This is a genomic window from Rhodovulum sp. PH10 (assembly GCF_000293785.1).
GTDB lineage: Bacteria > Pseudomonadota > Alphaproteobacteria > Rhizobiales > Xanthobacteraceae > Rhodoplanes.
This window is the reverse complement of the sequence record NZ_AKZI01000071.1, coordinates 1-8582: the sequence shown is the minus strand read 5'-3', so window position 1 is coordinate 8582 and position 8582 is coordinate 1. Positions and strand designations below refer to the sequence as shown.

The following is an 8582-nucleotide window of genomic DNA, read 5'->3' as shown; positions in this document are numbered from 1 at the left end:
CGCCGGGCCGGGGGCGATCGGCCCCTGGCCGCCGGACGGCACCGGACCCGCCGGTCCCGGCGCGATCGCGGCCGGCCCCGGCGCCACCGCCGGCGGCGACGGCACCGCGCTCGCGCCGGGCGAAGGCGTCGGGCCGGGGACGGTCGGAAAAGTTTGCGCACGCCCCTGCCCCGCCGCGACGACGAGGGCGAGCAGCAGGAGAGCGGAGCGGCACGAGAGCGAAAACGAGAACGAGAGCGATCGCGACATGGCGAGCCTGTGCGGGTGGCCGTCGTCTGCGAACCGCCGGAGGGCGGCCGCGGTTCCGGCCGGCCCACGATACGTCGCCGCGACCGCGCCCGCTACTCGGCCGGGTCACCCGGATCGGCCGGCGCCCGGCCGATGCTCGAATAGGCGAAGCCGGCGCGCACCATCTCGTCGGCGCGGTAGACGTTGCGCAGATCGACCACCACCGGCCGCCGCATCACCGCCTTCAGCCGGCCGAGATCGAGCGCGCGGAACTGCTCCCACTCGGTGACGATCACCAGCGCGTCCGCCGCCTCGGCGCATTCGTAGGCGTTGGCGCAGAAGGTCACCAGCCCGTCGAGGTCGCGCTTGGCCTGCTCCATGCCGGCGGGGTCGTAGGCTCGCACCGTCGCGCCCATGTCGTTGAACGCGGTCACCAGCGGGATCGACGGCGCATCGCGCATGTCGTCGGTGTTGGGCTTGAAGGTGAGGCCGAGCACCGCGATCGTTTTACCGCGGATGCTGCCGCCGAGCGCATGGGCGACCTTGCGGGCCATCGCGCGCTTGCGCTGGTCGTTCACCGCGACCACCGTCTCGACGATCCTGAGCGGCGCCTCGTGATCCTGCGCGGTCTTGATCAGCGCCAGCGTGTCCTTCGGGAAGCACGACCCGCCATAGCCCGGCCCGGCATGCAGGAATTTCGCGCCGATGCGGTTGTCGAGGCCGATGCCGCGGGCGACCTCCTGGACGTCGCCGCCGACCTTCTCGCACAGATCCGCCAGCTCGTTGATGAAGGTGATCTTCGTCGCGAGAAAGGCGTTGGCCGCGTACTTGATCAGCTCGGCGGTGCCGCGCTTGGTGAACAACAGCGGCGCCTGGTTGAGATAGAGCGGGCGGTAGAGCTCGGTCATCACCGCCTTGGCGCGCTCGTCGGCGGTGCCGATGACGATGCGGTCGGGATGCTTGAAGTCGCGGATCGCCGCGCCCTCGCGCAAGAACTCGGGATTGGACACCACCGCATAGTCGGCGTCCGGCCGCGTCTCGCGGATGATGCGCTCGACCTCGTCGCCGGTGCCGACCGGCACGGTCGACTTGGTGACGACGACGGTGAAGCCGTCGAGCGCCGCGGCGATCTCGCGGGCGCAGGCATGGACGTAGGAGAGGTCGGCATGGCCGTCGCCACGCCGCGAGGGGGTGCCGACCGCGATGAACACCGCCTCCGCCTCGGCCACGGGGCCGGCCAGCTCGGTGGTGAAGTCGAGCCGCTTCTCGCGCACGTTGGTCGCGACCAGCTGGTCGAGCCCCGGCTCGTAGATCGGGATCTCGCCCGCCTGCAGCGCGGCGATCTTGCCGGCGTCCTTGTCGACGCAGGTGACGGTGTGACCGAAATCGGCGAAGCACGCCCCCGATACCAGCCCGACATAGCCGGTGCCGATCATTGCCACGCGCATGGTGTCGTCCCCGCTCCCCGCCGACGGCCGGCTCGCCGGGCTCTTAACAAACCGGCGTGAACGCCACAAGCGCAGGCGGTTCCGGGATGGGGCACCGCCCCGGTGGCGTTCACCGTGGCGGCGGGAAAAACCTCAGCCGACCACGCAGTTGCGACCCTTGCGCTTGGCCGCGAGCAGGCAGGCGTCGGCCGCCCGCACCAGCGCCGCCGGGGCGTCGCCGCGGGCGTGCTCGGCGACTCCGACCGACACGCTGACCCGGCCGAGCGTTTGCTGGGTCGAACGGCGCAGCAGCCCCTTCTCGGACACCGCGCGGCGCAAGGCCTCGCCGATCGCCAGCGCGTCCTGCAGCGTCGCCCGCGGCAGCAAGATCGCGAACTCGTCGCCGCCGTAGCGGCAGATCAGGTCGTCGCCACGCACGTGCTGCTTGATCACCGTGCCGACCAGGCGCAGCACGTCGTCGCCGATCTGATGGCCGAAGCGGTCGTTGAAGTCCTTGAAATGGTCGACGTCGGCGATCGCCAGCGACAGTGCGGTGCCGCTCTCGTGCGAGGCCTCGATCAGCCGGCCGAGCGCCTGATCGAACAGCTTGCGATTGCCCACCGCGGTCACCGGATCGGTGATGCTCTCGGCCTGCACGAACTCGAGGCTGTGCTGCAGCGAGCGCACCTGCGCCTCGGACTTCTTCAGCTGCGCCTGCAGGCGGGTGTTGGTGCGCTTGATGTTGTCGGTCGACTTGATCAGCTCGGAGACGATGCTCTGCAGCGTCTGATGGCCGTCGAACACGCCGAGCCGGCGGCTCATGCCGTCGAGCCCGAAGGCGTAGGTATCGGCGCTCTCGTGCGCCGCGCCGATCAGCGTGCCGACCCGGTGGGCCTCCTCGCGCAAGCTCTCGCCGACCGTGATGAGGCGCTGGGCGGTGCGCTGCGGCGACAGATGGCGGTCGTGGATCTCCCGCACGCCCTCGACCGAGACCTCACCACTGGCGATCAGCGTCTCGAGGTCGCGGCTGAGGCCGAGATTGGTGCCGGACAGATGCACGAACCACACCTCGAACGTCGCCGGGTCCGGCAAGAGCCCCGTCTCGGCGATTCGCGCGAGCGCGCTTTGTGCGACGGCGAACGCCCGCGCACGCTGGTCGTGTTCGCCCGCTGTCGAAATGCCGTTCTGCACGTTGCAAACCGCGCCGATAACAACCCGTCAAATGAAATCGCGCGGCATGAATTCTCTCATTTCGACAACCGAGAGATGCCCACGCGGACGCATTCTTATACCACCCGTTCGCCATGCGCCAGCGACACGGGCGCACGGGGTCATCCCGCGCGGCGCTCGAGGACAATCGAGGAACTGTCGACGATGAACAGAACGCTCTGCACCCGCACCCGGACGTCGTGATCCGGGCGCGCGGACGTCGTCGCGGCTCCGAAAGAGCCCGCGATATCAGGCGAGATGCAGCTCCTTGAAGAAGTCGTTGCCCTTGTCGTCGACGACGATGAAGGCCGGAAAATCCTCCACCTCGATGCGCCAGATCGCCTCCATCCCGAGCTCGGGATATTCCAGCACCTCGACCTTCTTGATGCAGTGCTCGGCGAGGTTCGCCGCGGCGCCGCCGATCGAGGCGAGATAGAAGCCGCCGTATTTCTGGCAGGCCTCGCGCACCGCCGGCGAGCGATTGCCCTTGGCGACCGTGATCAGCGAGCCGCCGGCCGCCTGGAAGTCGGCGACGTAGGAATCCATCCGTCCCGCGGTGGTCGGGCCGAACGCGCCGGAGGCGTAGCCCTCCGGCGTCTTGGCCGGGCCGGCATAATAGATCGGGTGGTTCTTCACGTAGTCCGGCAAACCCTGCCCGCTCTCCAGCCGCTCGCGCAGCTTCGCGTGGGCGAGGTCGCGGGCGACGATCATCGGCCCCGACAGCTTGCACAGCGTCTTGATCGGATGCTCGGTCAGCTCGGCGAGAATCTCCGGCATCGGCTTGCGCAGGTCGATCCGCACCACCTTGCCGCCGAGCTTGTGCAGGTCGATCTCCGGCAGATACTGCGCCGGATTGTGCTCCAGCTCCTCGAGGAAGACGCCCTCCGGCGTGATCTTGCCGAGCGCCTGGCGGTCGGCCGAGCACGAGACGCCGATGCCGATCGGCAGCGAGGCGCCGTGGCGCGGCAGCCGCACCACCCGCACGTCGTGGCAGAAGTATTTTCCGCCGAACTGCGCGCCGACGCCGAGATCCTGCGTCATCTTGTGGATCTCCGCCTCCATCGCGAGATCGCGGAAGGCGTGGCCGTCCTCCGAGCCCTCGGTCGGCAGCCCGTCGAGATATTTTACCGAGGCGTACTTCACCGTCTTCATGGTCAGCTCGACCGAGGTGCCGCCGATCACCACCGCGAGGTGATAGGGCGGGCAGGCCGCGGTGCCGAGGGTGAGGATCTTCTCCTTCAGGAAGGCGAGCAGGCGGTCGTGGGTGAGGATCGACGGCGTCGCCTGATAGAGGAACGATTTATTGGCCGAGCCGCCACCCTTGGCGATGAACAGGAACTTGTAGGCGAGCTCGTCACCGTGGGTGTCGGCGGCGATCTCGATCTGCGCCGGCAGGTTGTTCCTCGTGTTCTTCTCCTCGAACATCGACAGCGGCGCGAGCTGCGAGTAGCGCAGATTCTTCTTCAGGTAGGCGTCGCGGGCGCCCTCGGCGAGCGACGCCTCGTCCTCGCCCTCGGTCCACACCCGGCGGCCCTTCTTGCCGGAAACGATCACCGTGCCGGTGTCCTGGCACATCGGCAGGACGCCGCCGGCGGCGATGTTGGCGTTCTTGAGAAAGTCGTAGGCGACGAACTTGTCGTTCGCCGAGGCCTCCGGATCCTCCAGGATGGCGCGCAGCTGCTTCAGATGCGCCGGGCGCAAGAGGTGGCTGATGTCGACGAAGGCGGCTTCCGCGAGCGCCTTCAGCGCCGCCGGCTCGACCACCAGGAAGTCGCGGCCGAACGCCTTCTCCACGCGCACGCCCTCACCGGTGATCTTGCGGTAGGGCGTGGTGTCCGCCGCGGTCGGGAAGAGCGGCGTGTAGCGGAACGGAGGAAGAATTTGCGCGGGCGCGTTCATGGCGGGATTCCTGAGATCGAGGAGTTCGGCTCGACAGGGGTTCCCGGCTTATAGAACGATTGCAAGCTTCTGGGGAGGGCAAGTGGGGAGGGCAAGCGGAGGTCTTGCCGAGTTCCGCCGGCCCTCGGCCGTCGCTCGCGTCATGCGACGGCCGCCGTCGGGTCGCCGGCCGCGCTTCGCCGGCCTCACTTCGTCGGTGCACTGCTCGCGAGCGTCCGGGCGGCCTGCCACTTGGTCTTGTAGAGGCCGCGCAGGCTGAGCGGGCCCCAGGTGATCTCGGCGACCCGCCAGTCGTCGCCGACCTTGAGGAGGTCTACCGTCACCGTCTCGGGCTTGCCGAAATTCTCGAAGCTCACGGTGCCGACCGCCTTGGCCGGGCCCACGCTCTTCACGTCGATCGCGAGCTTGGCGATGTCCCAGGCGTCGTGGCCGACGAACGGATCGTTGCCGATCACCGGCCCGTCGCCGCGGGCGAGCTTGTCGCGGCCGTCCTCCAGGATCACCGAGGCGAGGCCGTGCGAGAAATAGCGCCGCACGGCGTCGGCCGAGTCGAGCCGCACGCCCTTCGCGGCGGCGGTCGAGCTGCCGACATAGGTTCGGTAGATGCCGGAGAGAAAGTCCTTGGCGGACCCGTCGCTTTCGCGGGCGACGGCGGCACCGCCGGCCAGCAGGCCAAAGGCCGCGATGGCGCCGGCCAGCACGAGCGATACGAGGCCACCGCGCGGCCGCAGGGTTCGGACAGCCATGACGTCACTCCTCGACAGAGGTCGGCGAAAGGTCGCACCGGTGGGTCGATCGGCGGGGGCGGCCGGTTCGACCGGCCACCGGGCGAGCCAACCACCTACCACTGGAATAGTTTCCGAATTCGCCTTCACGACCGCATCACGAACGCGCGAGATCGCCGCGGCGGCGCGGACCGCCGGCATTCGGCCACCGTCGGGTGTGGCCGCGGCGCGACAGCGACCGGCGATTCACCGGCGGGGCGTTGCGGCGCCCGCCCCGAACGTGGGAACGTGGCGGCTCGCGGCCGCCGCTCCGCCGGCGGCGGCTCTCTCGTGCCCATCCGTCGAGGTCTTGCGATGCGCAGAGTTCTTCTTGCCGCCCTCTCGCTCCTGCCGCTGACGGCGGTTCCCGCCGCCGCGGGCGCCTTCTTCACCTCGCCGATCGAGAGCAACGACACCGGCGGCATCATCGCCTGGGCGCCGGAGATCGAGCCGGTCTATCGCCAGATCGCCGCCGATCGCTGCGCGCGCTGGAACAAGGTCGCCCGGATCACCAGCGTGCATCGCCAATGGGGCGAGTACATCGCCTTCCGCTGCGAGTTTCCGCGCGGCTACGATCCGCGCAAGTGGCAGGTGTACGGCCCGCCGCTGCGGACCCGCTACTGAGCGCCCCTCGCCCGCACAGGGTGCGGCCGCACGGGCGCGGCCATACTCCCCCCATAATTCGTTCGCTTTCTGACTCCGGGGAGATTGGCGACCCGAGCGCCTTCGGCTAAACCCGATTCCGGTTCGGCACATCCGGCAGAGCCGACCGTCGCGCGCGTCCCGGACGGCGGCGAAGGCGAGGCGGCGGGCGCCGAGCGGCGAGGAACTGGCGTGCAGGACCCTTCGGACCACGACCGGCGCGTGTCGCCGCTGGAGCGCATCCGGCGCTTTTTCCTCGATCTCGACGCCCGGCTCGATTTCGGCCTGTTCAAGGGGTTCCGCTGGAGCCGCGAGGCGTTCGAGCGCTGGGTGGTGGTGATGGACCGCTTCCACGTCGCCGGCTGGCGGCGCTGGGTGCTGGTCGAGCCGGTCTCGGAGGCGCTGACGCTCGGCTTCTTCGGCAGCGTGCTGATGCTGGCGCTCGCCATTCCCGCCTTTCAGGAGACCTCCGACGAGGACTGGCTGAAGAAGTCGGAATTGTCGGTGGTGTTTCTCGACCGCTACGGCAACGAGGTCGGCTCGCGCGGCATCAAGCACAACGACTCGATCCCGCTCGAGGACTATCCCGACCACCTGATCAAGGCGGTGCTCGCCACCGAGGACCGCCGCTTCTACGACCATTTCGGCATCGACGTCGCCGGCACCCTGCGCGCCCTCGTCACCAATGCGCGGGCCGGCGGCGTGGTGCAGGGCGGCTCGTCGCTCAGCCAGCAGCTCGCCAAAAACCTCTTCCTGTCGAACGAGCGCACCCTCGAGCGCAAGGTCAAGGAGGCGTTTCTCGCGCTGTGGCTCGAGTCGCGGCTGACCAAGAACGAGATCCTCAAGCTCTATCTCGACCGCGCCTATATGGGCGGCGGCACCTACGGGGTGGACGCGGCGGCACAGTATTATTTCGGCAAGTCGGCGCGCGACGTGACGCTCGCCGAGGCGGCGATGCTCGCCGGCCTGTTCAAGGCGCCGACCAAGTACGCCCCGCACATCAACCTGCCGGCCGCCCGCGCCCGCGCAAACGTGGTGCTCGACAACCTGGTCGAGGCCGGCTTCATGACCGAGGGTCAGGTGTTCGGCGCCCGCCGCAACCCGGCGAAGTCGATCGACCGGCGCGACGAGGCCGCCCCCAACTACTATCTCGACTACGCCTTCGACGAGATGCGCAAGCTGGTCGACAAGCTGCCGAAGTCGATCACCGAGCGCGCCTTCGTGGTGCGCACCGCGCTCGATCCCAATCTCCAGAAGGCGACCGACAAGGCGATCGACGACGCGATCCGCCAGTACGGCCGGGCCTATCACGCCAAGCAGGCGGCCACCGTGGTGGCCGACACCGACGGCGCGGTGCGGGCGATGGTCGGCGGCGTCGACTACGGCGAGAGCCAGTTCAACCGGGCGACCGACGCGCTGCGCCAGCCGGGCTCCTCGTTCAAGCCCTATGTCTACTCGACCGCGCTGCTGGAAGGCATGACGCCGAACTCGCGGGTGGTCGACGGGCCGGTCTGCCTCGGCAACTGGTGCCCGAAGAATTATGGCGGCAGCTATCGCGGTGCCATGCCGCTGGTCACCGCGCTCAAATACTCGATCAACACCGTGGCGGTGAAGCTGTCGATCTTCGCCGGCAACGGCAACGCGAAGGCCGGCCGCGCAAAGATCGTCAAGCTCGCCAAGGCGATGGGCGTCGACACGCCGCTCCCCGACACGCCCTCGCTGCCGATCGGCGCCGACGAGGTGCACGTGCTGAACCACACCGTCGCCTACGCCACCTTCCCGAACGGCGGCGTGGCGGTGACGCCGCACGCCATCCTGGAGGTGCGCACCGGCACCGGCGAGACGATCTGGCGGTTCGACCGTGACGGGCCAAAACCGCGCCGGGTGATGCCGGAGAAGGTCGCCTCCGAGATGGCCTTCATGATGAACAAGGTGGTCGAGGAAGGCACCGCCCGCCGCGCGCTGCTCGACGGCATCAAGTCGGCCGGCAAGACCGGCACCACCAACGCCTATCGCGACGCCTGGTTCGTCGGCTACACCGGCAACTTCGTGTGCGGCGTGTGGTTCGGCAACGACGACTACTCGCCGCTCAACCGGATGACCGGCGGCTCGGTGCCGGCGATGGTGTGGCACGACGTGATGCAGTTCGCCCATCAGGGCATCGAGCTGAAGAACATCCCGGGCGTGGCGCCGAACCCGGCCGAGATCGGCCCGCAGGTGGCCGAGAAGGCCGACGTGCCGCGCCCGGTGATGCTCACCAGCAAGGGCGCCCAGTCGCTCACCCGGATCGAGAAGCTGATGGAGGAGGCGCTCGCCGCGCCCCCGGCCGCCGCCTCGACCGGCAGCGGCACGCCCGCCGCCGCCCCGCCGCCGCGCGCCGGCGCCGAGCCCTCCGGCGAGACCGCGGCCACGA

6 protein-coding genes and 1 pseudogene are annotated in these 8582 nt (G+C 69.2%); 2 read left to right on the top strand and 5 right to left on the bottom strand.

Annotation, left to right across the window (positions count from 1 at the left end; genetic code table 11):
• The 5 genes and pseudogenes from A33M_RS24950 to A33M_RS22420 form a co-directional block, all read right to left on the bottom strand.
• Window positions 1-249, bottom strand: a pseudogene (locus tag A33M_RS24950) (hypothetical protein); the annotation flags it as partial.
• Window positions 250-341: 92 nt separating this feature from the next.
• Window positions 342-1676, bottom strand: a complete 1335-nt coding sequence (locus tag A33M_RS12760; protein WP_040620468.1) for a UDP-glucose dehydrogenase family protein — start codon at window positions 1674-1676, stop codon at window positions 342-344.
• A gap of 132 nt (window positions 1677-1808) precedes the next feature.
• Entirely contained in the window at window positions 1809-2747 is a 939-nt protein-coding gene (locus A33M_RS12755) for a GGDEF domain-containing protein (protein WP_052027040.1), read from the bottom strand.
• A 366-nt stretch (window positions 2748-3113) separates the two neighbouring features.
• Complete coding sequence (locus A33M_RS12750; RefSeq protein WP_008387675.1) at window positions 3114-4763, bottom strand: fumarate hydratase; 1650 nt, start codon at window positions 4761-4763, stop codon at window positions 3114-3116.
• 185 nt (window positions 4764-4948) lie between these two features.
• Window positions 4949-5509 (bottom strand): hypothetical protein, encoded by a 561-nt coding sequence (locus A33M_RS22420; RefSeq protein ID WP_008387673.1) that lies wholly within the window; start codon window positions 5507-5509, stop codon window positions 4949-4951.
• Between the two features lie 333 nt (window positions 5510-5842).
• Between A33M_RS22420 and A33M_RS22415 the strand changes: the two genes are divergently transcribed.
• The gene (locus A33M_RS22415) at window positions 5843-6151 is read left to right on the top strand and encodes a hypothetical protein (protein ID WP_008387671.1); all 309 of its coding nucleotides are present in this window, start codon (window positions 5843-5845) and stop codon (window positions 6149-6151) included.
• A gap of 210 nt (window positions 6152-6361) precedes the next feature.
• Window positions 6362-8582 (top strand): transglycosylase domain-containing protein (locus A33M_RS12735; protein WP_052027039.1); only part of this gene is annotated, 2221 nt, incomplete at its 3' end.